At 68.5% G+C, this 2,329-nt stretch carries 1 protein-coding gene; it reads left to right on the top strand.

Features of this window, described 5'->3' with window-relative positions:
• Nucleotides 1-2,329: condensation domain-containing protein (locus NK1_RS33110; protein WP_157104571.1), on the top strand; the 2,329-nt coding region annotated here is incomplete at both ends.

Raw genomic sequence — 2,329 nt, 5'->3', positions numbered from 1 at the left:
GTCCTCACTGCGGCATGTGTTCGTGATCGGTGAGGCGTTGCCTCCGGAGACGGCTGCGGCGTTCGGTGCGGTGTCGGATGCTCGGTTGCACAATCTGTACGGCCCGACCGAGGCGGCGGTGTCGATCACCTATCGCGAGGTCACCGCGGCCGATGCGTCGGGTGTGTCGGTGCCGATCGGTGTGCCGCAGTGGAATTCGCAGGTTTATGTTTTGGATTCGCGGTTGCGGCCGGTGCCCGATGGTGTGGTCGGTGAGTTGTATCTTGCCGGTGATCAGTTGGCGCGGGGGTATTTGCGTCGTCCGGATCTGACTTCGGATCGGTTCGTTGCGAATCCGTTCGGTGCGGCCGGGGCTCGTATGTATCGCACCGGTGATCTCGTCCGGTGGACTCGCACGGCGTCCGGCGATCCGGTTCTGGATTACCTGGGTCGTATCGATTTCCAGGTGAAGTTCCGGGGCCAGCGCATCGAGCTGGGCGAGATCGAGGCCGCGTTGCTGGCCGTTCCGGGCGTCAGCCAGGCCGTCGCGCTGGTCGTCGCCGGGCCCACCGGTGAACAACTCGTCGGCTATGCGGTGCCCGCGCCCGGCCAGCACCTGGATCCGACGGCGCTGCGTGCGGGTCTCGCCTCGGCCCTGCCCTCGTACATGGTGCCCGCGGTCGTGACGATGCTGGACGCGTTGCCGCTCAACACCTCCGGAAAGCTCGACCGCAAGGCCTTGCCCGCGCCGGTGTTCGAGGCGCAGGTGTTCGCCGCGCCCGTCACCGTGGTCGAGGAACTCGTGGCGAACGTGTTCGCTGAGGTGCTCGGCATCGAGCGGGTGGGTCGCGACGACGACTTCTTCGCGCTGGGCGGCAACTCGCTGAGCGCCACCCGGGTCGCGGCGCGCCTCGGCTCCGCTCTCGACACCCGAGTGCCGGTCCGCCTGGTCTTCGAGGCCGGCAGTGTGGCGGCCCTCGCCTCCCGAGTGGAGACGAGCCGGTCCGATGCGGATCGCCCGGCGCTCACCGCCCGGCCGCGTCCGGAACGCATTCCGTTGTCGCTCGCACAGCAGCGGATGTGGTTCCTCAACCAGTTCGACACCACCTCGCCCGCCAACAACATCCCGTTCGCCGTCCGGTTGACCGGCGCACTGGACATCGCGGCGCTGCGCGCGGCCATCGGCGATCTGGTGGCCCGGCACGAGGTGCTGCGGACGGTCTACCCGGCCGTGGACGGTGTCGGCTACCAGTCGGTGTTGCCCCCGTCGGTCGTGCCGGACGTGCCGGTGATTCCGATCGCCGAGGGCGAGATCGAAGGCTGGGTCACCGAATTCGCGCTTCGCGGTTTCGACGTCGCGGCCGAGGTGCCGCTGCGGATCGCGGTGCTGGAGCCCGAGACCGACGTGCACGTGGTGGTCATGGTGACGCACCACATCGCCGCCGACGGCGCGTCGGTGGCGCCGCTGGTCCGAGACCTGATGACCGCTTACCTCGCGCAGGAAGCGGGCAGTGCGCCCACGTGGGCGCCGCTGCCGGTGCAGTACGCGGATTACACACTGTGGCAGCGAGATCTGCTGGGTGACGAGGAAGATCCGAAGTCGGTGGCCGCCGGTCAGATCGCGTTCTGGCGAGAGGCGCTGGCGGGTCTGCCCGAGCGGCTCGACCTTCCAGCCGACCGGCCGCGTCCGTACACCGCCTCGGGTGTCGGACGCACCCTGGCCTTCGACATTCCGGCGTCCACGCGCGCCGCGGCGATCCGGTTGGCGCGGGCACAGAACTCCTCGGAGTTCATGGTGGTGCACGCGGCCTTCGCCGCGCTGCTGGCCCGGCTCTCCGGTACCCCGGACATAGCCATCGGCACCCCCGTGGCCGGCCGTGGTGAGCGCGAGCTCGACGGTCTGATCGGCATGTTCGTCAACACCCTGGTGCTGCGAACCGAGATCGATCCGGGCGAGAGCTTCACCGATCTGCTGGCGCGGGTGAAACGAACCGATCTCGCCGCGTTCTCCCACGCGGAGCTGCCGTTCGAGCGCCTGGTGGAGGTGATGGATCCGGTTCGCGCTCCCTCGCACCACCCGCTGTTCCAGGTCGCGCTGTTCTTCCAGAACTTGGAGCAGGCCGGTCTGGAGCTGCCCGGAATCCGCGTCGACGAACTGGGCATCGACGGTGCGATCGCGAAATTCGATCTGCAACTGACCATTTCGCCGCCGGAGGACGAATCCGCCCCGGCCGCGGCTCTGTTCACCTATGCGACCGACCTGTTCGACGAGTCGACCGTCGACGCGTTCGCCGCTCGTTTCGTGCGGTTGCTGGATGCGCTGCTGGCCGACCCGGAACGGTCCGTTGGC

It is taken from the genome of Nocardia kruczakiae NBRC 101016 (assembly GCF_001612965.1).
Taxonomy (GTDB): Bacteria; Actinomycetota; Actinomycetes; order Mycobacteriales; family Mycobacteriaceae; genus Nocardia; species Nocardia kruczakiae.
Note: the sequence above shows the minus strand (reverse complement) of the source record. Positions and strands in the feature narration are given on the sequence as shown.